This is a genomic window from Streptomyces sp. NPDC002623 (assembly GCF_053592635.1).
This window is the reverse complement of sequence record NZ_JBSFWB010000027.1, coordinates 79,145-102,990: the sequence shown is the minus strand read 5'-3', so window position 1 is coordinate 102,990 and position 23,846 is coordinate 79,145. Positions and strand designations below refer to the sequence as shown.

The following is a 23,846-nucleotide window of genomic DNA, read 5'->3' as shown; positions in this document are numbered from 1 at the left end:
TTCTGGTCCGACTGCTCCTGGTTCGGCTATTCCTGCTTCTCGCCGGAGGCGAAGCGGGAGATGATCAGCGCGACGATGATGATCGCGCCGTTGAGGAACTGGTTCCACAGCGGCGGCACACCCGCCAGCGTCATCACGTTGACGACCAGCTGGAGCGTCAGCACACCGGTCAGCGCACCGAACACGGACCCCTTGCCGCCGTTGAGGCTGACCCCGCCGATGACCGTCGCCGCGAAGACCTGGAAGATCCAGCCGCTGCCCTGGGTCGCGGAGATGGAACCGTAGTGACCGCTGTAGAGGATGCCGGCGAACGCGGCCAGCACGCTCCCCAGGATCAGCACCGCCCACACGATCCGGTCGACCCGGATGCCCGCGGTCCGCGCCGCCTCCGCGTTGCCGCCGATCGCGTACAGCGCCCGCCCGTGCCGCAGCCAGGCCAGAGCGGCGCTGCCGAGGGCGAAGAGCACGACACAGATCCAGATCGCCGCGGGCGCGCCCCACCAGGACGCCTTGCCCAAGTAGGTGAAGGACGAGGGCAGTTCGACGATGGACTGGCCCTCGGAGAGAGCGACCTGGAGACCCCGCAACATCGTGAGCATGCCGAGGGTGACGATGAACCCGTTGAGCCGCAGCTTCAGGATCAGGAACCCGTTGACGGCCCCGATCACCGCGCCCACCAGCAGACAGAGCGGAATCGCCGTCCACTCGGGAAGGAGCCCGAGCCCGGTGAACCGGGCGCCGCTGGTGGGCAGGACGAGCCATACGGCGATGACCGGAGCCACCCCGATCGTGGACTCCAGGGACAGGTCCATCCGCCCGCAGATCAGGATCAGCGCGGTGGCGAGCACCAGCAGGCTCAGCTCCGTCGACTGCTGCGCCACACCGATGAGGTTGTCGGAGGTCAGGAAGGCCGGGGAGACGATGAACCCGATCACCCCGAGGACCAGGATGGCCGGGATCAGGGACAGTTCACGGAACCGGCCGAGGTCGAGCCCGCGACGGGCGTCCCCGGCGGTCTTCTGCGCCACGCTCGCTGCGGGGTCGGTGACATCAGTGGTGGCGGACATGACTACCTTCCGTGCTCGTCGGTGTCGGGTGCTTCGGCCCTGTCGGCTACGTCCTGCATGACGACCTCCTGCAGGACGACGTCCGGCGCGGCGGCGTCCGGTACGGCGGCGTCCGGTACGGCGACGCCCTCCATGGCGGCGACCACCTGCTCGTCCCGCCAGCCGGGCGCGAACTCGGCCACCACGCGCCCGTGGAACATCACGACGACCCGGTCGCACACCTTCAGGTCGTCCAGCTCGTCGGAGACGATCAGCGCGGCCTTCCCGCCGTCCGCGACCTCGCGGATACGCCGCAGCAGGAACTCCTTGGACTTGACGTCCACCCCGTTGGTGGGACGGACGGCGACCAGGACCCGGGGGGCGGTGGCCAGCGCGCGGGCCACCACGACCTTCTGCTGGTTGCCGCCGGAGAGCGCGGACACCGCGGTGGCTGCCCCCGGGGTCTTGATGTCCAGCTCCCGGATCATGCGCTGGGCGAAGACCCTGGTCCGGGACGGCAGCACCGTGCCGAACGGGCCCAGCTGGTCGGTGACGGTGAGCGTCGCGTTCTCCGCCACGCTGCGGCCCGGGACCAGGCCCTGGAGATGCCGGTCCTCGGGGACCAGACCGACGCCCGCGGCCAGCGCCGACGGGACGCTGCCGGTGCGTACGCCGCGCCCGCCGACGGAGATCCGGCCCTCCTCGGCGCGATGCAGACCGGCGACGGCCTCCCCGACCCGCACATTGCCGCTCGCCGCGGCGCCGGCCAGCCCGACCACCTCGCCCGAGCGCACCGACAGGGACAGCTCGCGACAGGCGCCGGGGAGCGTGAGGCCCTCGATCGACAGCAGCTCGGGACCCGGGGCCGGGGCCGGGTTCCTGTCCGGGTCCGTCGCCGCCGTCGTGGTGCCTCCTTCGGCGGCCACAGCGGCAGAGGCCACCGGGGCAGGGGTCGTCTCCCCGGTCATCGCCTCCACCAGGGCCTGGTGACCGACCTCGGCGACCGGCGCGGTGAGGATATGGGTCGCGTCGCGGTAGACGGTGACCGTCGTGCAGAGGTCGTAGACCTCCTGGAGGTGGTGCGAGATGAACAGGAAGGCGACGCCCTGGCGTTGGAGGTCGCGGAGCTTGTCGAAGAGTCTGCCGATGCCACGGGCGTCGAGCTTCGCGGTCGGCTCGTCGAGGATGATGAAGCGGGCGCCGAACGACAGGGCGCGGGCGATCTCCACGAACTGCCGCTGCTCCACGGTGAGTTCCCTGGCCCGCGCGCTCGCGTCGACGTCCACGCCGTACTCGCCGAGGAGTTCCTCGGCCCGCTGCCTCAACTGCCGCCAGCGGATGGGCTGCAGCGGGCCGGCACTCTGCCGGTTCAGGAAGAGGTTCTCCGCGACGGTCAGGTCCTGGATGATCGTGGACCGCTGGTAGACGCAGGCCACCCGGGAACGCCAGGCGTCGATGTCGCCGACGGGCGGCGCGGGTCGGCCGGAGAAGCGCAGGGCCCCGGTGTCGGGCCGGCGCAGCCCGGTCAGCAGGGACACGAGCGTCGACTTGCCGGCCCCGTTGCGGCCCACCAGCGCATGCGACTCGCCGGGGGCGACGGCGATACGGGCGTCGCGCAGCGCGACGGTGGCGCCGAACCTCTTGCTGACCCCGATGGCCTCGGCCACCGGGGTCGCGGCCACCGGGGGCGCGGCAGGAGTGTCCGTCATGGTGGATACCGTCCTTCCAGGGGTGCGGGCGCTGATGCCGGTCCGGTCGGTCACTGGCCGACGGTGTTGCCCCACAGGCTCTTGTCCTCGACGTTCTCCTTGGTCACCAGAGGCGCCGGCAGCTGGTCCTCCAGGCCGTTGGGGATCGCGATGATCGTGGAGTCGTGGTCGGTCTTGCCCGCCTTGAAGGTCTTGCCGTCGGCCGCCGCCTTGGCGTAGTACAGCGCGTACTTGGCGTACAGGTCGGCGGGCTGGGAGACGGTCGCGTCGATCTGGCCCTTGCGGATCGCGTCGAACTCCTGCGGGATGCCGTCGTTGGAGATGATCGAGATGTGCCCCTTCTGGCCGGCCGGCTTGAGCAGGCCCTTCTGCTCCAGCAGGGCCAGCGTCGGCTGCAGGAAGACACCGCCGGCCTGCATGTAGATGCCGTTGAGGTCGGGGTGCTGGGCGAGCAGGCTCTGCAGCTTGGCGGAGGCCACGTCGCCCTTCCAGTCGGTGGGGAGCTCGAACACCTCGATGGCGGGGAACTTCTGCTTCATGCACTCGGCGAACGCCTCGGAGCGGTCGCGCCCGTTGATGGAGTCCAGCGCGCCCTGAAGCTCGGCGACCTTGCCCTTGCCGCCGAGCTGCTTGCCGAGGAACTCGCAGGCCTTGGTGCCGTACGCCCGGTTGTCGGCGCGCACGACCATGTAGACGTCACCCTTGTCGGGGCGGGTGTCGACACTGACCACGGGGATCTTCTTCGAGGCGAGCGCGTCGAGCGTGGAGGCGATGGCGCCGGTGTCCTGCGGGGCCATGACCACGGCCTTGGCGCCCGTGTTCTGGAACACCTGCACATTGGCGACCAGCTTGGTGACGTCGTTCTGGGAGTTGCTCAGCGGCAGCGCGTTGATGCCCTCGGACTTGATGTCCTTCTGGACGTACTCGGCATAGGAGTTCCAGAAGTCGGAGTCGGAACGCGGCAGGTCGATCCCGATGGCGGGACTGTCGCCGCCCGCGCTGTCCGAACCCGCGCTGTCGCGGTTGCACGCGGTGAGGAGGGTGAGGGCCGCGACGACGACGGCGGTTGCGGCGGTGGAGCGGGTGCGAGCGAGCTTCATGGCCGGGTTCTCTCCTTAGCCTGAGCTGGGAGTGGAGATTCCTCCGATGTATCTCGAACGTCGAGGACGTTACGACGGTGTCACCGGCGCTGACAAGGGGTCGTGTTCGACGAATCGACAGGACTTTTCAGGGTGTTGTCATGCAGGCCCGCTACCCCTAAAGTCGCGGTTCTGCGATTCCTCCGATGAATGCCTCGATGCATGAGGACCGTCAAACAGGAAGGGCGCCCCCTTGACCGCAACCCCCGCCCGGATCGTCGCGGTGGACACCCACGACATCCGTTTCCCGACCTCGCGGGAGCTGGACGGCTCCGACGCGATGAACCCGGATCCCGACTACTCCGCCGCCTACGTCGTGCTGCGGACCGACTCCGGCGACGGGCTCGAAGGACACGGCTTCAGCTTCACCATCGGACGCGGCAACGACGTCCAGGTCGCCGCGATCGCGGCCCTGCGGCCCCACCTGCTGGGCAGGTCCGTGGACGAACTGTGCGCCGACCCGGGCTCCCTCAACCGCGATCTGATCGGCGACAGCCAACTGCGCTGGCTCGGCCCCGAGAAGGGCGTGATGCACATGGCCGTCGGCGCGGTGGTGAACGCGGCGTGGGACCTGGCCGCGAAACGCGCCGGGCAGCCGCTGTGGCGACTGCTCGCCCACGCCGACCCCGAATGGCTGGTCTCCCAGGTCGACTTCCGCTACATCGCCGACGCCCTCACCCCCGAGGAGGCCCTCGCCCTGCTGCGGGCCGGCCGGGCCGGACTGGCCGAGCGCGAGGCGGACCTGCGCGAGCGCGGCTACCCCGGCTACACCACCTCGCCGGGCTGGCTCGGCTACTCCGACGAGAAGCTGACCCGGCTCGCCAAGCAGGCCGTCTCCGACGGCTTCACCCAGATCAAGCTCAAGGTGGGCGCCGACCTCGACGACGACCTCAGGCGGCTGCGCACGGCCCGCGCCGCCGTCGGGGACGGGGTGCGCATCGCCGTCGACGCCAACCAGCGGTGGAACATCGACGAGGCGATCCGCTGGACCCGTGCCCTCGCCGAGTTCGACCCGTACTGGATCGAGGAGCCCACCAGCCCCGACGACGTCCTCGGTCATGCCGCCGTCCGGGCGGCGGTCGCGCCGGTGAAGGTCGCCACCGGCGAACACGTGCAGAACCGCATCGTCTTCAAGCAGTTGCTCCAGGCCGGCGCCCTCGACGTGCTTCAGATCGACGCGGCCCGGGTCGGCGGCGTCAACGAGAACCTCGCCATCCTGCTGCTCGCCGCGAAGTTCGGGGTGCCGGTGTGCCCGCACGCGGGCGGGGTGGGGCTGTGCGAACTCGTCCAGCACCTCGCGATGTTCGACTACCTGGCCCTGTCCGGCACCACCGAGGACCGGGTCATCGAGTACGTCGACCACCTCCACGAGCACTTCGCCGACCCGGTCGTGCTGCGCGACGGCCACTACACGGCCCCGCTCGCCCCCGGCTTCTCCGCCGCCATGCATCCCGAGTCCCTCGCCGAATACCGCTACCCGGACGGCGCGTTCTGGGCCGCCGACCTCGCTCCGTGACGGGCCCCTGACGGGTCCGTGCGCGATGTCTTGACGTGTACTTGCCGCAGTGGGTTCATGGGAGCGCTCCCACATGCTCCCGCACCTCTCATGCCCCCTGCCGAGTTTCTTGGCCTCACTTCTGGAGTCGCAGTGAGAACGACAAGAAGCACGTCACGAACGCACTTTCCGCGCACGTTATCGATCGGATTGCGTGCGATATCGATCAATCTGCGTACATTACCGATCAGGCTGGCCGCCCTCCTCGGCCTGGTCCTCGTCGGAGCCCTCTGTCCTGCCGTCGCCCAGGCGGAGCCCCGGTCGCCCGGCGTCCTCGCCACCGGCCTGCACATCAGCGACGGCCGTCTGGTCGAGGGCAACGGGAACGACTTCGTCATGCGGGGCGTCAACCACGCCCACACCTGGTATCCGGGCAGGACCCAGCAGTCGCTCGCCGACATCAAGGCGATGGGCGCCAACGCCGTGCGGGTCGTGCTCGCCGACGGCCACCGCTGGAGCGCGAACAGCGCCTCCGACGTGGCGGGCGTCATCGCCCAGTGCAAGGCCAACCGGCTCATCTGCGTGCTGGAGGTGCACGACACCACCGGCTACGGCGAGGACGCGGCCGCCGGCACGCTCGACCAGGCGGCCGACTACTGGATCGGTCTGAAGGACGTCCTGGCCGGCCAGGAGAACTACATCATCGTCAACATCGGCAACGAGCCCTGGGGCAACACCGATCCCGCGGGCTGGACCGCACCGACCATCGCCGCGATCCAGAAGCTGCGGGCCGCCGGATTCCAGCACACGATCATGGTGGACGCACCCAACTGGGGCCAGGACTGGCAGGGCGTCATGCGGGCCAACGCCCGGTCCGTCTACAACGCCGACACCACCGGCAACCTGATCTTCTCGATCCACATGTACAGCGTCTTCGACACGGCGGCGGAGATCACCGACTATCTGAACGCCTTCGTCGACGCCGAACTGCCCCTCCTCATCGGCGAGTTCGGCGGCCCCGCCGACCAGTGGGGCGATCCCGACGAGAACACCATGATGGCCGCCGCCCAGCAGCTCGACCTCGGCTATCTGGCCTGGTCCTGGAGCGGAAACACCGACCCGATCCTCGACCTGACGCTCAACTTCGATCCCGCGCAGCTCAGTTCATGGGGGCAGCGCATCTTCAACGGCGTCGACGGCATCGCCCAGACCGCCCGGGAGGCCACCGTCTTCGGCGGCGGCGCCCCTGGCGACACCCAGGCCCCCACCGCCCCCGGCACCCCGAACGTCTCGGCGGTGACGGCGACTTCGGCCACCCTCACCTGGACCGCCGCCACCGACAACGTGGGCGTCGCCGGCTACGACGTCGTCCGGATCAGCGGCGCCGCCGAGACCAACGCCGCCGCCTCCACCACCAACACCGCCACCGTGACCGGCCTCACCGCGAACACCGCGTACACGTTCGCCGTATATGCACGCGACGCCGCCGGGAACCGCTCGGCCCGCTCGGCCACGGTGAACGTCACCACCGGCAGCGCACCCGCCGTGGCCTGTGCCGTCGGCTACCGGGTCGTCGGGGAGTGGCCGGGCGGCTTCCAGGGCGACATCACCCTCCGCAACACCGGCACGACGGCCATCAGCGGCTGGAGACTCGCCTTCACGTTCGCCGACGGCCAGACCGTCACCAACATGTGGGGCGGGACCGCCACCCAGAGCGGCGGCGCGGTGAGCGTCGCCCCCGCCTCCTACACCGCCACCGTCCCCGCCGGCGGCTCGGTCACCGTCGGCTTCATCGGCAGCAAGGGCGCGACCAACACCGCGCCGACCGCGTTCACGCTCAACGGCGGTGCCTGCACGACCACCTGACGGACCGCCGTCCCGCCGGTCGGCGGAGGGGGAGCGGCCGCCTCCGCCGATCGGCGCTCGCCGTGACCGGTAACTCTCCGGTGTCACTGCGAGGCACCCCGTAATGTGTGCGCATGTCCACGACGCCCCGCTGGCTCAATGCCGAGGAACGACGAGCCTGGCTGGCCTACGTCGACTTCTCCACCCTGCTCGCCGACCACCTCAACCGGCAGTTGCGGCGCGACGCCGGGATGACGCATGCCGACTACAGCCTGCTGGCCTACCTCTCGCTGGAACCCGACGGCACCCTCGGGATGTCCGAGCTCGCCCAGCGGCTGAAGATCACCCGCAGTCGGCTCACCCACGCGGTGAACCGGCTGCGCGAGGTCGGTTTCGTGGACCGGCGGGAGGACCCCGCCGACGGCCGCGGGCAGCTCGCCTACCTCACCGACGCGGGCAAGGCCCTGCTGGAGGAGATCGCCCCCGGCCATGTGGAGGCGGTGCGCCGGGTGGTGTTCGACGTCCTCACCCCCGAGCAGGTGCGCCAGTTCGCGGAGATCGGCGAGGCGATCAGCGACGCCCTGCACCGGGCCGAGAGCACCGAGGCCGACCCGGCGGTGCTGCCCTGGCGGCGCAGGTAGCGCGGCGCGGGTGGTGCGCCGCCGGTCGTGCGCCCGCCGGTAGCGCTGCCGCCAGCCAGGGTCCGAGCAGCGCGTGCGCACGTCCGAGCGGGGCGTTCACACGGTCCGAGCGGCGCGTTCGCACTGATCGGCGCAAGGAATCGGCGGGGGAGTCGAGAAGAACCGGCCGACCGTCCGTACCTGGGGGTACCGGGGGGCCGCCCGCCCCTCCGACCACGCCAACGATCGTAGGGACGTACCTCGTGAACGCAACCGCCGCCATCGGTGTCACCGGCCTCGGCGTGATGGGCCGCAACCTCGCGCGCAACTTCGCCCGCCACGGCTACGCCGTCGCCGTCCACAACCGCACCGCCGGTCGCACCCGCGCGCTCGTCGAGGAGTACGGCCACGAGGGCACGTTCGTCCCCGCCGAGTCGGCTGCGGACTTCGTCGCCGCGCTCCAGCGTCCGCGACGACTGATGATCATGGTGCAGGCGGGCGAGGTCACCGACGCGGTCATCGACGAGTTCGCCCCGCTCATGGAGCCCGGCGACATGATCATCGACGGCGGCAACGCGCACTACGCCGACACCCGCCGCCGCGAGGAGGCCCTGCGCGCACACGGCATCCACTTCGTCGGCGCCGGCGTCTCCGGCGGTGAGGAGGGCGCGCTGAACGGGCCGGCCGTCATGGTCGGCGGCTCGTCCGAGTCGTACGACGTCCTCGGCCCGATGTTCGAGTCCATCAGCGCGAAGGTCGACGGCGAGCCCTGCGCCACCCACATCGGCACCGACGGCGCCGGACACTTCGTCAAGATGGTGCACAACGGCATCGAGTACGCCGACATGCAGCTCATCGCTGAGGCGTACGACCTGCTGCGCCAGGTCGCCGGCTACACCCCCGCCGAGATCGCCGACATCTTCCGCACCTGGAACGAGGGCCGGCTCGGCTCCTACCTCATCGAGATCACCGCCGAGGTCCTCGCCCACACCGACGCCGCCACGGGCGCGGCCTTCGTCGACATCGTCGTCGACGCCGCCGGTCAGAAGGGCACCGGCCGCTGGACCGTGCAGACCGCCCTGGACCTGGGCTCCCCGGTCACCGCCATCGCCCAGGCCACCTTCGCCCGCGCCGCCTCCGGCCAGCGCGAACTGCGCGCCGCCTACGCCGGGCTCCCCGGCGGCACCACGCCCCCGCTCAGCCGCACCGAGGCCACCCGCTTCACCTCGCAGGTCGAGCACGCCCTGTACGCGTCGAAGGTCATCGCCTACGACCAGGGCTGGAAGATGATCCAGGACGCGGCCGGCGAGTTCGGCTGGAAGATCGACCTGGGCGCGGTCGCCCGGATCTGGCGCGGCGGCTGCATCATCCGCGCCTCGTTCCTCGACCGTATCCGCGCCGCGTACGCCGCTGACCCGGACCTGGTGAGCCTGCTCGGCGAGATGGAGTTCGCCATGGAGATCACCGACGCGCAGGTGCCCTGGCGCGAGACGGTCGCCTCGGCCGCCCGCCGCGGCATCCCCGTCCCCGCGTTCTCCGCCGCGCTCGCCCACTACGACACGCTGCGCGCCGACCGGCTGCCGGCCGCGCTGCTCCAGGGCCAGCGCGACTACTTCGGCGCCCACACCTACCAGCGCACCGACCGGCCGGGCGCGTTCCACACCCACTGGGCCGAGGCCGGCCGCCCGGAGACGTCGGCCTGACATGAGCGGCGGGGCGCCCCCGGCCCGGGGCGCCCCGCTTCATGACCCGGTCGGCGGTCCTGCCGTCAGCGGGGTCAGTGGTCCCAGTGGCTGGTCGCCGGGTACGTCGGGTACTCGACGCCGGAGACGTGCTGGACGACGCGGACGACCTGGCAGGAGTAGCCGAACTCGTTGTCGTACCAGAGGTAGAGGATCGCGTTGTCCCCGTCGACCTTGGTGGCGCCGGCGTCGATGATCGAGGCGTGCCGCGAGCCGATGAAGTCCATGGAGACCGCGTCCGGCGCCGTCGTGAAGTCGATCTGGCGCTTCAGCGGCGAGGTCAGCGAGACCTCGCGGAGGTACTCGAGGACCTCGTCGCGGTCGGTCTCCCGGCCGAGCCGCAGGCTGAGGATGGCGATCGAGACGTCCGGCACCGGGACCCGGATCGAGCTGCCGGTGATCGGGGCCTTGAGGTCGGGCAGCGCCTTGGCGACCGCGGAGGCGGCGCCGGTCTCGGTGATGACCATGTTCAGCGGCGCCGAGCGGCCGCGGCGGTCGGCCTTGTGGTAGTTGTCCAGCAGGTTCTGGTCGTTGGTGAACGAGTGGACGGTCTCCACATGGCCGCGCAGCACGCCGTACTCGTCGGCCATCGCCTTCAGCGGCGGGACGATCGCGTTGGTGGTGCAGGAGGCGCAGGACAGGATCTGCTCGTCGGGCTTGATCGTGTCGTGGTTGACGCCGTGCACGATGTTCGGCACGTCGCCCTTGCCGGGGGCGGTCAGGACGACCTTGTCGATGCCGGGCCGCAGGTGCTTGGAGAGGCCTTCGCGGTCACGCCACTTGCCCGTGTTATCGATCAGGATCGCGTCGCTGATGCCGTACGCCGTGTAGTCGACCTGGCTCGGGTCGTCGGCGTAGATGACCGTGATCTCGTTGCCGTTGGCGATGATCCTGTTGTTGGCCTCGTCGACCGTGATCGTGCCCTGGAACTGGCCGTGCACGGAGTCGCGGCGCAGCAGGGACGCGCGCTTGACGAGATCCTGCTCGCCGCCGCCGCGCACCACGATGGCGCGCAGCCGCAGTCCGTTGCCGGAGCCCGACTTCTCGATCAGCAGGCGGGCGACCAGACGGCCGATGCGTCCGAAGCCGTACAGCACGACGTCGCGCGGCGAACGCCGGTCGATCTTGTTGGCCCCGGTGGCGCCGGCCACGGCCTCGGCGGTGAACTCCACGACGGACAGTCCGCGGTCGTCGGCCCGGTAGGTCGCGGCGAGCATGCCGATGTCGATCTGGGACGGGCCGAGGTCGAGCGTGGTGAGGGCCTCGAGGAACGGCAGCGTCTCGGTGACCGAGAGCTCCTCGCCCGCGATCTGCCGGGCGAACCGGTGGGTCTTGAGGATGCTGACCACCGACCTGTTCACCAGGGAGCGGCTGTGCAGCAGGATCGTCACGTCCCGCTCACGGTGCAGCTTCCCGATCATCGGGATCATCGACTCCGCGATCTCCTCGCGGTTCTTCCAGTTGGTGAACGAATCGTCGTTGAGCGTCACGGGCCTATCTTTCGAGCTAGGTGGCGCTCATATGCTAACCCGCTGCTCGTTCGAGCATCCGGGCGGGTCGGCCGTATGCGGAGCGCGCCCGATGTCGACCCCTGTGGCCGGTCCGGCGCGGGCCGGGGCGGGCCGGGTCGGGGAGGTCAGGCTCGGTCGTGTTCCTGCTCGGCGAGCCGTCGCCGGGCGTCCGTCCAGTCGATGGGCAGATCGGCCGCCGGGACCTGCCAGAAGGTGAAGACGGAGTCCTTCATCGCGGGCCGCAGCCCGCTCATGATCGACTTGTGCGGCTCGGTGCGCGCGTACCTGTACAGCGCGTCCTTGTCCTCCCATGCCGACAGGGTCCAGAAGGTGCGCTTCAGCGGCTGGGCGATCAGGGAGGCGCCGTAGGCGCCTGGTGCGCCGCAGACCTGCTTCCAGGCGGTCAGGGACTGCCGGAAGAAGCGCGGCACGTCCTTGAGGGAGCGCACCTCCAGCCGGGACGCCATCACGAACGCCTCGGCGTCGGGTGCGGGGGTGCTGACTGCGGTCCAGCGCAGGGTGGGCATGGCTGTGGCCTTCTCTCCGGCGGCGCGAAGGAGTATTGGATACCTCTGCTATCTATGTTAGACAGTAGAGGTATCCAGTTTTCAAGAGCAGGGCCGAACGGGAAACGGAACCCCCAGAACCGGAGCCGAACCGCATGCGCATCTCCGAGCTGAGCCGCCGCAGTGGCGTCTCCGTGACGACGATCAAGTACTACCTCCGCGAAGGCCTGCTGCCGCCCGGCCGCCAGACGGCCGCCACCCAGGCCGAGTACGACGACCAGCATCTGCGCCGGCTCCGCCTGATCCGCGCGCTGACCGGCGTACGCGGCCTGTCCGTCGGCACCACCCGCGAGGTGCTGGACGCCCTCGGGGAGCACACCGGCGACACCCATCGCCTCCTCGGCCTGACCCTGGGCACCCTCCGGGTCGGCGAGGACCCCACCGAGGAAGCCCCGGAGGCGGCCGAAGTCCAGGAACTCGTCGAGGAGTTGGGCTGGGACGTGCACGAGTCGGCGCCCGCCCGGGCCACCCTCGCCGAGACCCTGACCTCGCTGCGCTCCCTCGGCGTCCCCGTGGACCGGCACACCCTGCTCCCGTACGCGCAGCTCGCCGAGCGCACCGCCGTCCTCGACCTCGACCAACTCGAGGGCCTCGCCGACCCGTTGGAGGCGGCCGAACGCGCCCTGCTGCTGACCGTCCTGCTGGAACCCGCCCTGATGGCCCTGCGGCGCATGGCCCAGGAGAACGAGTCGGCCCGCCGGAACAACCCCTAGCGGGTCGGCGTCGAGCTCCGGCAGTCCGGTCGTGCGGGGAATGATCCCCGCACGACCGGGTACGCGAGGCCGGAGCCGTTTTTGGAGGGAAGCCCTCCGGAGCGGGCCGCACGATCGCCGCGACGAGGGGAACTGTCATGGAGACGCCCGCCCACGACCGCAACGCCGACCCCGCCCGGTGGGCGCTGGACGCGCTGGCCCGGGACACCGAGGACACGGTGGCACTGAACACGCTCGCGCACTGCGACGTCCTCGTGCCGGTGCCCGAGGACGCCACCGACGAGGACGTCACCGACCCCGCCACGGTGGCGCTGCCGGTGCTGGAGAACCCCGGCGGAGCACCCGTCGTGCCGGTGTTCACGTCCGAACCCGAGATGGCCGGACTGCTGCCCGGCATCGACCGCTACCGGCTGGTGCCCCTCGGCGCGCTCGCCGCGCAGTGGCCCGCCGGGGAACTGTCGCTCGCCATCGACGCCGCCGGCGACCACCCGCTGATGCTCACCTCCGAGGGGGTACGCACCCTGCTCGCCCGCTGATCCGCCTCACAGACCCTTGCCGGGATTGAGGATCCCGCGCGGATCGAACGCCTCCTTCAGCCGCCGCTGGAGCGCGTGGGCCTGCGGCCCCAGCTCCTCGGCGACCCACTGCCGCTTCAGCACGCCCACCCCGTGCTCCCCGGTGAGGGTGCCGCCGAGGCGCAGCGCCAGCGCGAAGATCTCCCCGGCCGCCTCCCAGGCGGCGTCCGGGAGCCGGTCGAGCGACGGATCGACCACGATGATCGGGTGGAGGTTGCCGTCCGCGGCATGGGCGATCGTGAACACGGGCACGCCGTGGCGGGCGGAGATCGCCCTGATCTCCGCCACCGCCCGGCCCAGCCGGGAGCGGGGCACCGCGATGTCCTCGATCAGGGGCCGGCCCAGCCGCTCCAGCGCGGGCAGCGCGAGGCGCCTGGCCGCGAGCAGCGCCTCCGCCTCGGCCGGATCCTCCGTCGTCTCGACGCTCGTCGCCGTCGGCGCGAGCAGCTCCGCGACCGCCGCCGCCTCCACGGCCGCCCCGGCCCCGTCGCACTGCACGATCAGCAGCGCCGCGCCCCGGGCCCGCAGGGCGGGGTCCACGGCCGCCAGCACCGGGCCGTCGACCAGCTCGGCCAGCGCCGGCACGACCCCCGCCCGGCCGATCGCGTACGAGGCCTGTGCGGCCGCCTCGAACGTGGCGAAGTACGCGGCCACCGTGGCCGTCGCCACCGGGGTCGGCCGCAACCGCAGCGTCGCCGAGGTGATCACGGCGAGGGTGCCCTCGGAGCCGGTGAGCAGCGCCGTCAGGTCGTAGCCGGTGACGCCCTTGACGGTACGGCGGCCCGTGCGCACCACCGTGCCGTCGGCGAGGACCGCCTCCAGCCCGAGGACGCTGTCCCGGGTCACCCCGTACTTCGCGCACCGCAGCCCGCCCGCGTTGGTGGCGATGTTCCCGCCGATCGTCGACCACGCGGCACTGGCCGGGTCCGGCGCGTACCGCAGACCGTGCCCGGCGGCCGCCCGGTCCAGGTCGGCGGTGACCACACCGGGCTCGACGACGGCGAGCTGGTCCTCCGCCGACAGCTCCAGGATCCGGTCCATCCCGGACAGGTCCAGGACCAGCGTGCCCTCGCCCGCGGACGCCCCGCCCGACAGACCGGTGCCCGCGCCCCGGGGCACCACCGGCACCCGCAGGGCGTGCGCGTGCCGGAGAGCGACCGTCACATCCTCCGTGCGCCGGGCGTGCACCACCGCGAACGGCAGCCCGTCCGGGCGCAGCCCCGAACGGTCGGTGGCCCGGGCGGCCAGCGCGCGCGGGTCCGTGGCGAGCCGGTCGGGCGGCAGATCGCGGGCGAGGAGCCCCAGGAGGCGGGCCGACGCGGTGGGGAGCGCGAGGGTCACAGCGCCAGCGCCTTCGTTCCGATCGCCAGCAGGGACACATCCTCCTGGGGCGCGTGCACCGGCGCGCACTGGATGTCGCGCCAGTGCCGCTCCAGGGGATTGCCCCGCGCCAGCCCCGGGTTCCCGAGCAGCCGTACGGCCAGCTCCACGGCCCGCACCCCGTGCCGGTCGGCCAGCACCCGCGCCCCGAGCGCCTGCTCCGGCGGGTACGAGGCGTCCCCGGCGTCGATCCGCGCGGCCCCCGTGAACACCAGCTGTTCCGCGCCGGACAGCAGCACCTCGATCTCCCCGGCCGTCCGCCGGAACCGCTCCGTACGCGCCACCGGGTGACCGAGATTGGCCGGCACGCGCGCGTGGGCGAACGTGTGGAAGAACTCCTGGGCCGCCCGTGCCACGCCCAGGTACAGCGCGGCCAGCGGCAGATGCAGCGAGGCTCCCGCCCGGTTGTCCTGCTCCGCGGCGGGACCGTACGGCCCGATCGCGATGACGTGCTCGTACGGCACCTCCACGGAGGAGAAGGTCACGTCGTGGCTGCCGCTCGCGCGCAGGCCCAGCTGGTCCCAGCGGTCGGTGACCGCGACGCCGGGGGAGCCGCCGGGCACCAGGAAGGTGCCCACACGGGGCTCCGGCTCGTCGGTGGTGGCCCACACCAGGAACCAGTCGAGGCCGTCCGCCCCCGTCACGAACCGCTTGGTGCCGCTGATCGCCCATCCGCCGGCGGTGCGCCGGGCCCGGGTCGCGGGCAGCCCGCCCCGCGCGGGGGAGCCCAGATCGGGCTCCACACGCGCGTGGTTGATCAGCACGGGCCGGGCGAAGGACTCCTTCACCACGCGCGCGTACAGCTCCTCGGGCCAGTGCGGCCGCGCAGCCTGACGGGCGTGGGTGGCCAGGGTCATCGCCGTGATCAGCGCGACGGACGGATCGAGCCGGCCGAGCCGGTGCAGGATCCGCGCCGACTCCTCGACCCCGGCGCCCCGGCCGCCGTAGCGCTCGCCGATGGTCGGGGTGAGCAGTCCCGCCTCGTGCGCGAGGCGGAGCGAATCCTCGGGGAAGGCGCCCGAGAGGTCGTACCCGGCGGCCAGTTCGGCGATCCGGGCGGTCGCGGTGGACCCGGTCACGGTGGGCCCGGTCACGGTGGGGGCGGTCACAGTGCCTTCCTCAGGTCGGCGTCGAGGGCGGCCGTCCAGAACGACTTCACGTCCAGCCGGGACTTCAGCGCCCCGAGCTCGGTGAAGGCGTCCGCGACCTCCTGCTGGGAGGCGGTCGCCGCGTCGGTGACCGGCTGGGCCTTCGTCGGCCGCTGCTTCTGCTGGGCGACGAGATCCGACTCGGCCTGGGCGAGCGGCTGGTGGGTGTTCCGGGCGATCACCTTCGCGAACTCCGTCTCGTGTCCGTCCCGGACGTACGCGTACGCCTTCGTGATCCGGGCGATGAGATCCGCCGCGGCCTCCTTCTGCGCATCGCTCTTCAGGACGCTGTCCCTGGCGGACCACAGGAAGTTGCCCGACAGGATGTCCGCGCCCGAGCCGATCGTCGTCGCGCCCTGTTGGTGGGCGGTGATGACCGAGGTGCCGTAGGAGGCGAAGGCGTCGATCGAGCCGCCGTTGAGGGCGGCCAGCCCGTCGTTGGGCAGGAGCGGCTTGGCGTCGATGTCGGACCACTTCAGGCCGGCCTGCTTCAGCAGCTCGTACAGGAAGTAGTGGGCGGTGGTGTTCTGGACGTAGCCGACCTTCCTGCCCTTCAGGCCGGCGATGTCGGTGACCTTCGAACCCTTCGGGACGACGACCTCCTGGTTGAGGGTCGCGGCCCGTTGCACGGCGACCACCTTGAAGTTGGGCTTGCCGTCGGCGGCCGCGAAGACGGGCGGGATCTCGCTGGAGGAGGCCAGGTCCAGCGCCCCGGCGCGAACCGCCTGGAGCTGCTGGTCGCCCCCTTGGAACACGCTCCACTTCACGTTGTAGGGGGTGTCGTCGAGGTGGGCGAACTTCAGCACCGCCTCCTCGACCTTCCACCCGGTGGCGCCGACCCGCAGGGTGACAGCGGACTCGGCATCGGCCTGCGCGTCACCGCCGCAGGCCGTCGCGAACGGCAGCAGCAGGGCCAGCACGGCGGCGGACGTGCGAAGGGAACTGCGGAACGACACGGGATCTCCATCAGGCTGCGTGGGTGGCGGTGGCGCGGTGGGCGAGTTCCTGCCGGACCAGCGGCAGGACGTGACGGGCGTAGTCGACGGCGTCGTTGAGCGGGTCGTAGCCCCGGATCGACAGCAGGTCGCAGCCGATGTCGACATAGTCGAGAAGCGCCTTGGCGACGGTCTCCGGGGAGCCGACCAGGGCGGTGGAGGCTCCGGCCGCGTTGGTGGCGACCGCCGGGGCGGTCCACAGGCAGCGGTCGTGGACCTCGCCCCGTTCGGCGATGTCGAGCAGCCGCTGCGAACCGACGTTGGCGGGACGGCCACTGGTCCTGTAGTGCCGCAGCAGCTCGGTGTTCTTCGTCTGTTCCTTCAGCACGCCCAAGGTGCGGTGCGCCTTCTCCCAGGCCAGTTCGTCGGTGGGCGCGATGATCGGGCGGAACGACACCCAGATACGGGGGTCGGGGCGCCCGGCGGCCCGGGCGACCGCGTTGACGGCGGCGATCTGCTCGGCCGTCTCCTTCAGCGGCTCGCCCCACAGCCCGAAGATGTCGCCCTGCTGCCCGCCGACCCGGTAGGCGTCCTGCGAGGACCCGCCCACCGAGATCGGTACCAGCCCGTTCACCGGCTTCACATCGGAGTGGTAGCCCTCGAAGCGGAAGTGCTTCCCCTCGTGCGAGACCGGCCCGTCGGCCTGCCACACCTTCCTGAGGATCTGGATGTATTCGTCCGAACGCTCGTACCGCTCCCTCTTGTCGAGGTAGTCCCCTTCCCTGCGCTGCTCCTCGTCGCTGCCCCCGGAGATGATGTGCAGGGTCAGCCGGCCGCCGCTGATCCGATCGAGCGTGGCGAGCGCGCGGGCCGCGTGCGTCGGGAAGATCACCCCCGGCCGGTGCGCCAGGATCGGCCGGACCCGCTCGGTGTGCGTGGCGACGAACTGGGCGATCTGGAAGGCGTCCGGCGAGGCCGAATGGTAGGCGACCAGCGTGTGGTCGAAGCCTCCGTCGTCCAGGGCGCGGGCGTACTTCCGCAGGTACTGCACGTCGAGACCGGTACGGCCGGACGCGGCCGGACCCGAGGCCCCGGAGTCGGTGTGGACGGCGCTGATGAACTCGACAGGCATGAGCAACTCCTTCTGGAAAGCGCCTACTTGAGGACGGATGTGTCGGCCGACTGCGCCACGTCGACGCTCGGATCGAGGACCCCGATCCCGTGCATCAGGTCGGCCACGCCCTGGACGGTGGTGTTCACGTCGTCCGTGATCGGCAGGACCTTGCTGTACGCGGCCGAGGCGAGCGTCTTCGCCACGGAGGCATCGGCGCCGTTGCGGGTCTCGATGGCGTCGGCGTACTCCTCCTGGTGGGTGCTGGTCCACTCCAGGGCGGTACCGAGACGCTTCAGGAAGTCGCCGAGCGCGGCCTTCTTCGCACGGTCCGCGAGCGCCTCGTCGGAGGCCCCGACGAAGCCGTAGCCGCTGACCCGCCCGTCCGCGCCGTCGACCAGCAGCCTGCCGCCCTGCTCCAGGGCCACCGCCTGGTACACCCCGAAGATCGCCCAGACCTTGATCTTCCCGGAGGCGAAGGCGGCCTGCGCGTCCGTCGGAAGCAGGTACTGCACCTTGACGTCGGAGTAGTTCAGCCCGTTCTGCCGGAGCACATGGGCGAGCAGGTACTCGGAGATGCTGCCCTTCGCCGAGGAGACGACGACCTTCTGCCCCTTGAGGTCCGCGACGCTGTCGATGCCCGAGTCCTTGCGCACGACGAGGCCGACATGTGTCCCGTCGTTCTTCAGCGCGGCCACGTTCTTGAACTTCACCCCACCGCTGAGCGCCTGGAGCGCCGGCAGATCCGCCGAGAACGTGGTGTCGGCGGCGCCCGCCTGCACGGCCTGGTACAGCGGGGCGGCGCCCTCGAACTCGGCCCACTTCACCTGGTAGTCGGCGCCCTTCAGCGCTCCCGAGGCGGCGACGATCGTCTGAAGGGTCTTGGCCTGGTCACCGATGGTGAGGGTGACCTTCTGCGCGGACGAGGCGTCGGCGGCGGAGTCCGCGCCGCAGCCGGTCAGCGCCAACAGGGCGGTGAGGCTCAGCGCGGCGGTGGCGAGTCTGCGGATCACGAGGGGGTTCCTTCCAGGGTGCGGGTGACGCCGAGCCAGTCGAGGAGCCGGGCGCGCAGGGAGACGAAGTCGGGGGTGGTGAGATCGCGGGGGCGGGGCAGGTCGACGGTGAGTTCGTGCGCGATCCGGCCCTCGTCCATGACCAGGACCCGGTCGGCGAGCAGCAGCGCCTCCTCCACGTCATGCGTGACCAGGAGGATCGCGCAGCCGTGCACCTGCCACAGTTCCGCGACGAGGTGCTGCACCCTGCCGCGGGTGAGGGCGTCGAGCGCCCCGAACGGCTCGTCCAGCAGCAGGAGTTCGGGCTCCCGGACCAGGGCGCGGGCCAGCGAGACCCGCTGGGCCTGGCCGCCGGAGAGGGTCTTGGGCCAGACGTCGGCGCGTTCCGCGATGCCCACCTCGTCGAGCGCCTTGCGGGCCAGTGCCTTGTCGGCCCGCCCGGGCAGCCCGAGGACGACGTTGCGCCACACCTTCAGCCAGGGCAGCAGCCGGGGCGACTGGAACGCGGCACTGCGCCGCGCCGGCACGGTGACCTCGCCGCCGATCTCCTCGTCGAGCCCGGCCAGGATCCGCAGCAGCGTCGACTTGCCGCAGCCGCTGTGCCCGAGCAGGGCCACGAACTCGCCCTCGCGGATGTCGAGATCGAGGTCGTGCAGGACGGTGTTGCCTTCGAAGGCCCGCGAAAGCCCTCGTATCTCCACGCTGTTGGCCATGCCGCTCACGCCTCGCCCTCGAAGTTGGCCCGCCAGGTCAGCAGCCGCCGCGACAGGATCCGTACGGCGAAGTCGCAGGCGAGCCCGAGCAGCGCGTACACGACGAGGCACAGCACGATGACGTCCGTGCGGAAGTACTGCTGGGCGTTGCTCATCAGATAGCCGAGGCCCGCGTCCGCGTTGATCTGCTCGGCGAAGACCAGCGCCAGCCAGGCGGTGGACAGGGCGTACCGGAGCCCCACGAGGGCGCCGGACAGCGCGCTCGGCAGGATCACGTAGACGATCAGCCCGAGCCGGCCGAGGCCCATCATCCGTGCCGCCTCGACGAGTTGGGCGTCGGTGGAGCGGATGCCGCCGTAGATGTTGAAGTACAGCGGGTAGGTCACGCCGAGCGCGACGAGGGCGATCTTCGGGGTCTCCTCGATGCCGAACCAGACGATGAACAGCGGGATCAGGCCCACCCAGGGGATGGCCCGGAACATGCCCATCGAGGAGTCGATGACGTCCTCGCCGAGCCGGAACAGCCCGGCCAGCAGGGCGAGGCTCAGCGCGATCGTGGCGCCGATCAGGAAGCCGGTGGCGGCGCGGCGTCCCGACGCGGCTATGGCACGGGGGAGTTCGCCGTTCCTCGTCAGCGCGACGGCCTGGTCGAGGACGTCGACGGGGGAGGCGAGCACGGACTCCGGGAGCACTCCGGTGGCCGAGGTCAGGAACCACAGCAGGACCAGGCCGACGGGACCCGCGGCCCGCCGTACGGAACGCGGGACGGTGCGGCGGCGGTCGGACTTCGCCGTGCCGCGGATGGTGACCCGGGTGGAGAGTCCGGGAACGGAGGTGTCGGGCGCCAGGGGTGTCGTGGTCATGGACGGTTTCCCTTCGCGGCGGGCCGGGCGGGATCGGCCGACCAGGCGGACCAGGAGCCGGGGAAGAGCGTCGCGGTGAACCCGGCGATCTCCAGGGCGGCGATCTGATGGGCGGCGGTGACGCCGGAGCCGCAGTAGACGCCGATGCGCTCCGCGCCCGCCGCCCCCTTCTCCTCGAACCGTCTGCGCAGCACATCGGCCGGGAGGAAGGCACCGTCCGCCGCCAGGTTCTCCCCGGTCGGTGCGGACACCGCACCCGGGATGTGCCCGGCACGCGGATCCACCGGTTCCACCTCGCCCCGGTACCGCTCACCGGCGCGGGCGTCCAACAGCAGCCCGACAGCCGCCAGTTCGGCGGCGCCGTCGGCGTCGGTGACCGGCAGCCCGCCGTACCGCAGGACGACGTCACCGGGGGCCGGATCCGCCGGGATCCCGGACTCCAGCGGCAGCCCGGCCGTGCGCCAGGCACCCAACGCCCCGTCGAGCAAGGTCACTTCGCCGATCCCCGCGTACCGCAGCAGCCACCAGGCGCGCGCCGCCGCCGTGTTGCCGAGGTCGTCGTACACCACGACGGACCGGCCCTCGCCGACACCCCAGCGACGGGCCGCGCTCTGCAGGTCGGCGACGTCCGGCAGCGGATGCCGGCCGCTCGTCCCGCCGGGCGGCGCGGCCAGTTCGGCGTCCAGGTCGACGTGGACCGCGCCCGGGACGTGCCCCTCGGAGTAGTGGTCGCGGCCGTGCGGGTCGCCCAGCGCCCAGCGCACGTCGAGCACGACCGGCGGCCGGTCTCCCGACAACCGGGCACGCAGGTCCTCGACGGTGATCGTCACGCTCATACGAGACCCTCCGCGATCAACGGCAGCTCGGGCGAGAGCCGCAGCCGCTCCAGGAACAGCACGACCGTCGCGGCGACCGTGCGGTGCAGGGCGTCGTTGAGGACGTCGTGCCGGCCGCCGCGGAAGGTCACCGGGCGGACGGACGTGCCCGCGTAGGCCTCGTCCACCGGGCTCACCCTGTCGTCCGAGCCGTGCAGCGCCAGCACCGGAACCCGTACTCCGTCCAGGGAGTGCGCGACCGGAGCCTCGCCCAGCGCGCCCCGCCGGAAGTCCGGGTCGTCCGTCAGACGTCCCCGGTGCGTCGGACAGGCGGTGCGCGCCTCGGCCTCCTCCTCCCAACTCCCCGCGATCCACGCACCGGTGGGCAGCCCGGCCAGGATCAGCGCGTCGACGCCCGCGGTCCGCTCGGCGGCGAGCCGGACGGCGTACGAGGCGCCGGTGTCGGAGCCCACGAGGACCTTCGGGCCGGGCAGGGACTCGTCGGCGAGCAGCTTGGCCGCCTCGTCGAGCGCCGCCGGGTCGGTGGCCGGGTCGCCGAGGGCACGCACCCGGTAGGCGTCGAAGGCGAGGCGACGGCCGAACCGCTCGTACACACCGCCGTGTTCGCCGCGTCCGGCCAGCACGATCAGCGTGCCGCGCGGGGCGAGGCCTTCGGGTTCGTCCCAGGAGAAGAAGGGCATGACAGGGCAACTCCCATGAAGAGGGCAGCAGAAAGGGCAGGCCACGACGGCTGTCACGTGTCAGTGATCAGTGGGGCCGGAAGGAGGGGAGAGAACGCCGGGGAAGGGCGGGAGAGATCAGCGACAGCGCGCGCTGCACGCCACGCCGAAGTCGATGACTCGGCGCTGCGTCAGAAGGGCAGCAGAAGCGGTCGCGTGCAACATGCGCCCATCATGACCGACCGTGACCGAACGCGTCCAACGATGATTCCGCATCGAAACCGATCAGGTATCGCGATCGAACGCCCGGACGGCTAACGTCACCGCCATGTCCCGACCCGTGCTCGACATCGTGGCCCTGCGCAGTCTGACCGCGATCGCCGACTGCGGCGGATTCCACCGTGCCGCCCAGACCCTCGCCCTGAGCCAGTCCGCGGTGAGCCAGCATGTGCGCAAGCTGGAGAAGACACTCGGCCGGCCCGTCGTCGAACGGGAGGGCCGCGGTACCCGGTTCACACCCGCCGGACGCCTTCTGCTCGAACAGGCCCGCCGTGTCCTCGCCGTGCACGACGAGGCCGTACGCGCCCTCCTCGACGTGGATGTCGACACCGTCACCATCGGCTCCACCGAGCACGCCGCCGACCAGTTCCTGCCCCGGCTCACCGCCGCCGTGCAGCAGGTGCGCCCCGGCTGCCGGGTCCGCTACCGCATCGACCGCTCCGCCCGTCTGGTGGAGGCCGTGGAACGCGGCAGCGTGGACGTCGCGGTGTACGTCACCGAGGCCGCCGCCACCGAGGGCACCCCGGTCGGCGGACTCCCGCTCACCTGGCACGCCACCCCCGGCTGGCGGCCCCCGCTCGCCCCCGCGCCCGTGCCCCTGGTCGCGATCGAGGACCCGTGCGCGATCCGTCGCCGCGCCATCTCGACCCTCGCCGCGCACGGCGTGCCCGCCACGGTCGTCGGCGACGCAGGCTATCTCGCGGGCGTCCTCGACATCGCCCGCACCGGCCAGGGCGTGGCCCTGCTGGCCGCCGTGGGACCGGCCCCCGACGGCCTCACCCCCTGCCCTTCCCTGCCCTCCGTCACTCCCATCCCGATGAGCGCGCTGGCCCGGCCCGGAGCCGATCCGGCGACGGTCGAGGCGGCGTTCGCGGCGGTACGGGAACTGCTGCACGCGGAGCACGGCCGGCCCGCGGCACATGATCCGGAATGACCCCGTGATCCGACCGACGACAACGCGCGGGGTCCACCGCGCCGCGGGACCTCGCCCGCTCGATCGCGACGCCCCGGGCGGAGCGCTCAGACGCGCCCGAGCATCCGCTCCAGCACCGCCCGCTGCAGCGGCAGCACCTCGGTGTGCAGGTCGCGGCCCTTACGGGTGAGGGCGACCCAGACCCCGCGCCGGTCCTCGACGCAGACGGAGCGCTCCACCAGGCCTTCCTTCTCCAGCCGGCCGATGAGGCGGGACAGCGCGCTCTGGCTGAGATGCACCCGTCCGACGAGGTTCTGCACCCGGCAGTGATCGCCCTCCCGGGGCGCCTCGGAGGCGAGGATGTCGAGCACTTCGAAGTCGCTCGCGCCGAGGCCGTGCGGGTGCAGCGCACGATCTATCTCGCACATCGTGCGCGCGTGCACCGACAGGATGTTCCGCCACCGCTCCTCGAGGCCCGCCCCGGCCGTCTTCGCTGCCATACCCGCACGGTAACACCGATCCGGACATTTGTTGCCCGTGCAACTAGTGCGGGCGCAAGCAGTTCGCTACGCGGGGTCCTGGAGCAGCCCGACCAGGTTGCCGTCCGCGTCCTTCACGAAGGCGATCAGCCGGCCGTTGCCGACGTCCTGGGCGTCCTGCAACAGCTCCGCGCCCGCCGCGACCAGCGCCGCGAGCCGCTCGCGCAGGTCTGTGACGTGCCAGTACGGAACCGGCCCGGTCATGCCTTTGGCGTGCCCGTTCGGGTCGAGGCCGATGTCCTGCCCGGCAGCCTTGTAGCCGACGTAGTAGGGCTCGTCGGCGTACGGCTCGACCTTCAGCAGCGCGCTGAACAGGGCCTTCGCCCGGTCGAGGTCCTTGACGGGGTAGATGATCGTCTGCAGGCCGGCGGTGGTCATGACGTCCTCCTGGGTGACGTGCGATGCGCGGGAACGCGTCCGTGTACCCGCACTTCTCACGCTAGGCCGACGGGCCGCGAGACGGCTTCTCCGATCCTGACCGGTTCCCGGGCCAGGA

Annotated in this window: 23 protein-coding genes; 7 read left to right on the top strand and 16 right to left on the bottom strand. The window is 71.5% G+C overall.

Annotated features, from left to right (window positions below; translation table 11 throughout):
* Window positions 1-26: 26 nt before the first annotated feature.
* From ACWD4O_RS36300 to ACWD4O_RS36290, 3 genes are read right to left on the bottom strand one after another with little or no spacing between them, the layout of a single operon-like run.
* Entirely contained in the window at window positions 27-1,067 is a 1,041-nt protein-coding gene (locus ACWD4O_RS36300) for an ABC transporter permease (protein ID WP_450949966.1), read from the bottom strand.
* Between the two features lie 2 nt (window positions 1,068-1,069).
* Window positions 1,070-2,755, bottom strand: a complete 1,686-nt coding sequence (locus tag ACWD4O_RS36295; RefSeq protein ID WP_451286607.1) for a sugar ABC transporter ATP-binding protein — start codon at window positions 2,753-2,755, stop codon at window positions 1,070-1,072.
* 50 nt (window positions 2,756-2,805) lie between these two features.
* Window positions 2,806-3,855 (bottom strand): sugar ABC transporter substrate-binding protein, encoded by a 1,050-nt coding sequence (locus ACWD4O_RS36290; protein ID WP_451286605.1) that lies wholly within the window; start codon window positions 3,853-3,855, stop codon window positions 2,806-2,808.
* Window positions 3,856-4,087: 232 nt separating this feature from the next.
* Here ACWD4O_RS36290 and ACWD4O_RS36285 point away from each other — a divergent pair, with 232 nt between their 5' ends.
* The 4 genes from ACWD4O_RS36285 to gndA all read left to right on the top strand — a co-directional run bounded on the left by ACWD4O_RS36285 (window position 4,088) and on the right by gndA (window position 9,557).
* Window positions 4,088-5,410 (top strand): enolase C-terminal domain-like protein, encoded by a 1,323-nt coding sequence (locus ACWD4O_RS36285; protein ID WP_451286603.1) that lies wholly within the window; start codon window positions 4,088-4,090, stop codon window positions 5,408-5,410.
* 132 nt (window positions 5,411-5,542) lie between these two features.
* Window positions 5,543-7,255 (top strand): cellulase family glycosylhydrolase, encoded by a 1,713-nt coding sequence (locus ACWD4O_RS36280; RefSeq protein WP_451286602.1) that lies wholly within the window; start codon window positions 5,543-5,545, stop codon window positions 7,253-7,255.
* Window positions 7,256-7,368: 113 nt separating this feature from the next.
* Window positions 7,369-7,875, top strand: coding sequence for a MarR family winged helix-turn-helix transcriptional regulator (locus ACWD4O_RS36275; protein WP_358807007.1), 507 nt, complete (start codon window positions 7,369-7,371; stop codon window positions 7,873-7,875).
* Window positions 7,876-8,117: 242 nt separating this feature from the next.
* A complete protein-coding gene (gndA, locus tag ACWD4O_RS36270) occupies window positions 8,118-9,557 on the top strand; it encodes an NADP-dependent phosphogluconate dehydrogenase (RefSeq protein ID WP_451286601.1) in 1,440 nt (479 codons plus the stop codon).
* Between the two features lie 74 nt (window positions 9,558-9,631).
* On the opposite strand, the gene ACWD4O_RS36265 is transcribed toward gndA, so the two are convergent.
* Complete coding sequence (locus tag ACWD4O_RS36265; RefSeq protein ID WP_451286599.1) at window positions 9,632-11,086, bottom strand: glyceraldehyde-3-phosphate dehydrogenase; 1,455 nt, start codon at window positions 11,084-11,086, stop codon at window positions 9,632-9,634.
* Between the two features lie 146 nt (window positions 11,087-11,232).
* Complete coding sequence (locus ACWD4O_RS36260) at window positions 11,233-11,634, bottom strand: DUF3291 domain-containing protein (RefSeq protein ID WP_451286597.1); 402 nt, start codon at window positions 11,632-11,634, stop codon at window positions 11,233-11,235.
* A 134-nt stretch (window positions 11,635-11,768) separates the two neighbouring features.
* Here ACWD4O_RS36260 and ACWD4O_RS36255 point away from each other — a divergent pair, with 134 nt between their 5' ends.
* Both ACWD4O_RS36255 and ACWD4O_RS36250 read left to right on the top strand, forming a co-directional pair.
* Entirely contained in the window at window positions 11,769-12,386 is a 618-nt protein-coding gene (locus ACWD4O_RS36255; protein WP_451286595.1) for a MerR family transcriptional regulator, read from the top strand.
* A 137-nt stretch (window positions 12,387-12,523) separates the two neighbouring features.
* A complete protein-coding gene (locus ACWD4O_RS36250) occupies window positions 12,524-12,922 on the top strand; it encodes an SseB family protein (protein ID WP_450949956.1) in 399 nt (132 codons plus the stop codon).
* 6 nt (window positions 12,923-12,928) lie between these two features.
* On the opposite strand, the gene ACWD4O_RS36245 is transcribed toward ACWD4O_RS36250, so the two are convergent.
* From ACWD4O_RS36245 to ACWD4O_RS36205, 9 genes are read right to left on the bottom strand one after another with little or no spacing between them, the layout of a single operon-like run.
* Window positions 12,929-14,302, bottom strand: a complete 1,374-nt coding sequence (locus tag ACWD4O_RS36245) for an FAD-binding oxidoreductase (protein ID WP_451286594.1) — start codon at window positions 14,300-14,302, stop codon at window positions 12,929-12,931.
* Entirely contained in the window at window positions 14,299-15,450 is a 1,152-nt protein-coding gene (locus ACWD4O_RS36240; protein WP_451286592.1) for an acyl-CoA dehydrogenase family protein, read from the bottom strand. The genes ACWD4O_RS36245 and ACWD4O_RS36240 overlap by 4 nt, the downstream gene beginning before the upstream one ends.
* On the bottom strand, window positions 15,447-16,445 hold the full coding sequence (locus ACWD4O_RS36235; RefSeq protein WP_451286590.1) for an ABC transporter substrate-binding protein: 999 nt from the start codon (window positions 16,443-16,445) through the stop codon (window positions 15,447-15,449). The genes ACWD4O_RS36240 and ACWD4O_RS36235 overlap by 4 nt, the downstream gene beginning before the upstream one ends.
* Window positions 16,446-16,455: 10 nt before the next feature.
* Complete coding sequence (locus tag ACWD4O_RS36230) at window positions 16,456-17,556, bottom strand: LLM class flavin-dependent oxidoreductase (RefSeq protein ID WP_451286588.1); 1,101 nt, start codon at window positions 17,554-17,556, stop codon at window positions 16,456-16,458.
* A 23-nt stretch (window positions 17,557-17,579) separates the two neighbouring features.
* The gene (locus tag ACWD4O_RS36225; RefSeq protein WP_451286586.1) at window positions 17,580-18,548 is read right to left on the bottom strand and encodes an ABC transporter substrate-binding protein; all 969 of its coding nucleotides are present in this window, start codon (window positions 18,546-18,548) and stop codon (window positions 17,580-17,582) included.
* A complete protein-coding gene (locus tag ACWD4O_RS36220) occupies window positions 18,545-19,261 on the bottom strand; it encodes an ABC transporter ATP-binding protein (protein ID WP_451286584.1) in 717 nt (238 codons plus the stop codon). Before ACWD4O_RS36220 ends, ACWD4O_RS36225 begins: the two co-directional genes overlap by 4 nt.
* Before the next feature lie 5 nt (window positions 19,262-19,266).
* On the bottom strand, window positions 19,267-20,124 hold the full coding sequence (locus ACWD4O_RS36215) for an ABC transporter permease (protein ID WP_451286582.1): 858 nt from the start codon (window positions 20,122-20,124) through the stop codon (window positions 19,267-19,269).
* Window positions 20,121-20,960, bottom strand: coding sequence for a sulfurtransferase (locus tag ACWD4O_RS36210; protein ID WP_451286580.1), 840 nt, complete (start codon window positions 20,958-20,960; stop codon window positions 20,121-20,123). Before ACWD4O_RS36210 ends, ACWD4O_RS36215 begins: the two co-directional genes overlap by 4 nt.
* Entirely contained in the window at window positions 20,957-21,640 is a 684-nt protein-coding gene (locus ACWD4O_RS36205; RefSeq protein ID WP_451286578.1) for an alpha/beta hydrolase, read from the bottom strand. The genes ACWD4O_RS36210 and ACWD4O_RS36205 overlap by 4 nt, the downstream gene beginning before the upstream one ends.
* Before the next feature lie 307 nt (window positions 21,641-21,947).
* Here ACWD4O_RS36205 and ACWD4O_RS36200 point away from each other — a divergent pair, with 307 nt between their 5' ends.
* Entirely contained in the window at window positions 21,948-22,832 is an 885-nt protein-coding gene (locus ACWD4O_RS36200) for a LysR family transcriptional regulator (protein WP_451286576.1), read from the top strand.
* An 86-nt stretch (window positions 22,833-22,918) separates the two neighbouring features.
* On the opposite strand, the gene ACWD4O_RS36195 is transcribed toward ACWD4O_RS36200, so the two are convergent.
* Complete coding sequence (locus tag ACWD4O_RS36195) at window positions 22,919-23,311, bottom strand: MarR family winged helix-turn-helix transcriptional regulator (RefSeq protein ID WP_451286574.1); 393 nt, start codon at window positions 23,309-23,311, stop codon at window positions 22,919-22,921.
* 66 nt (window positions 23,312-23,377) lie between these two features.
* A complete protein-coding gene (locus ACWD4O_RS36190; RefSeq protein WP_451286572.1) occupies window positions 23,378-23,728 on the bottom strand; it encodes a VOC family protein in 351 nt (116 codons plus the stop codon).
* Window positions 23,729-23,846 lie beyond the last annotated feature (118 nt).

What these genes read in the sequence shown, in the direction of transcription:
- ACWD4O_RS36300 (WP_450949966.1), bottom strand. Translation starts at nt 1,067, where the DNA reads ATGTCCGCCACCACTGATGTCACCGACCCCGCAGCGAGCGTGGCGCAG.
- ACWD4O_RS36295 (WP_451286607.1), bottom strand. Translation starts at nt 2,755, where the DNA reads ATGACGGACACTCCTGCCGCGCCCCCGGTGGCCGCGACCCCGGTGGCC.
- ACWD4O_RS36290 (WP_451286605.1), bottom strand. Translation starts at nt 3,855, where the DNA reads ATGAAGCTCGCTCGCACCCGCTCCACCGCCGCAACCGCCGTCGTCGTC.
- ACWD4O_RS36275 (WP_358807007.1), top strand. Translation starts at nt 7,369, where the DNA reads ATGTCCACGACGCCCCGCTGGCTCAATGCCGAGGAACGACGAGCCTGG.
- ACWD4O_RS36260 (WP_451286597.1), bottom strand. Translation starts at nt 11,634, where the DNA reads ATGCCCACCCTGCGCTGGACCGCAGTCAGCACCCCCGCACCCGACGCC.
- ACWD4O_RS36255 (WP_451286595.1), top strand. Translation starts at nt 11,769, where the DNA reads ATGCGCATCTCCGAGCTGAGCCGCCGCAGTGGCGTCTCCGTGACGACG.
- ACWD4O_RS36250 (WP_450949956.1), top strand. Translation starts at nt 12,524, where the DNA reads ATGGAGACGCCCGCCCACGACCGCAACGCCGACCCCGCCCGGTGGGCG.
- ACWD4O_RS36230 (WP_451286588.1), bottom strand. Translation starts at nt 17,556, where the DNA reads ATGCCTGTCGAGTTCATCAGCGCCGTCCACACCGACTCCGGGGCCTCG.
- ACWD4O_RS36220 (WP_451286584.1), bottom strand. Translation starts at nt 19,261, where the DNA reads ATGGCCAACAGCGTGGAGATACGAGGGCTTTCGCGGGCCTTCGAAGGC.
- ACWD4O_RS36215 (WP_451286582.1), bottom strand. Translation starts at nt 20,124, where the DNA reads ATGACCACGACACCCCTGGCGCCCGACACCTCCGTTCCCGGACTCTCC.
- ACWD4O_RS36210 (WP_451286580.1), bottom strand. Translation starts at nt 20,960, where the DNA reads ATGAGCGTGACGATCACCGTCGAGGACCTGCGTGCCCGGTTGTCGGGA.
- ACWD4O_RS36205 (WP_451286578.1), bottom strand. Translation starts at nt 21,640, where the DNA reads ATGCCCTTCTTCTCCTGGGACGAACCCGAAGGCCTCGCCCCGCGCGGC.
- ACWD4O_RS36200 (WP_451286576.1), top strand. Translation starts at nt 21,948, where the DNA reads ATGTCCCGACCCGTGCTCGACATCGTGGCCCTGCGCAGTCTGACCGCG.
- ACWD4O_RS36195 (WP_451286574.1), bottom strand. Translation starts at nt 23,311, where the DNA reads ATGGCAGCGAAGACGGCCGGGGCGGGCCTCGAGGAGCGGTGGCGGAAC.
- ACWD4O_RS36190 (WP_451286572.1), bottom strand. Translation starts at nt 23,728, where the DNA reads ATGACCACCGCCGGCCTGCAGACGATCATCTACCCCGTCAAGGACCTC.